Source organism: Colwellia sp. MB02u-10 (assembly GCF_014077185.1).
Taxonomy (GTDB): domain Bacteria; phylum Pseudomonadota; class Gammaproteobacteria; order Enterobacterales; family Alteromonadaceae; genus Cognaticolwellia.
The window spans coordinates 1-810 of sequence record NZ_JACGVK010000029.1; the positions used below are offsets into that span (position 1 = coordinate 1).

The following is an 810-nucleotide window of genomic DNA, read 5'->3' on the forward strand; positions in this document are numbered from 1 at the left end:
CAAGTGTCTTGGTTCTTCAATATCCATCAATTGAAGAAAGCGAATAGATGGATAACGATAGCGCTTCGATGGGTAACTTTCAAAGTGATTAAGCAGAAGTCAGCAGACGGCATAGTAGCCCAACGCCCATCGTAATGGTTGGGACATGGTGAAGGCCAGAACATTAACTAAAGGAGGAACATTTATGCATTTTGATAGGTCTTTATTGCCGTCAGGCTTTGCCTCTATTGAGCATGACATAATAACACCAACCTTACATGACAATTTATTTGAGCAGGTTTTAGCGCCAACAAATCTCGACTTAGCTTGGCAGCGTGTAAAAGCGAACAAAGGCAGTGCTGGGGTTGATGGAATGAGCATTGATGATTTTCCAAAGTATGCGCAAGCAAATTGGGATGCCATCAAAGCAGAGCTTATCAATGGGACATATCGTCCTCAACCCGCATTACGAGTCGAAATACCCAAACCCGATGGTGGAAAACGCTTGCTGGGTATACCAACGATCATCGATCGTATTATCCAACAAGCAATCCATCAAGTCCTTAACCCAATATTCGATCCTGAATTTTCTGCACACAGTTATGGTTTCCGACCGGGTCGCAATGCGGCTCAAGCGGTAAAGCATATACAGGCATGTATTAAATTAGGTCACAAGATCGCAGTAGATGTTGATTTATCTAAATTTTTTGACCGCGTCAATCATGATTTACTCATGCATAAACTCGGCTGTAAAATAAACGATAAAGCCTTGATGCGATTGATTGGAAAGTATTTAAGGGCGGGTGTTGTAGATAAAGGGAAACGAGTTCA

The 810-nt window shown here is 42.2% G+C and carries 1 protein-coding gene; it reads left to right on the forward strand.

The genetic code is table 11. From position 1 onward, the window contains the following. Nucleotides 1–184: 184 nt before the first annotated feature. On the forward strand, nt 185–810 hold a 626-nt coding region (locus H4J59_RS00095; RefSeq protein ID WP_259369319.1), incomplete at its 3' end, for a reverse transcriptase domain-containing protein.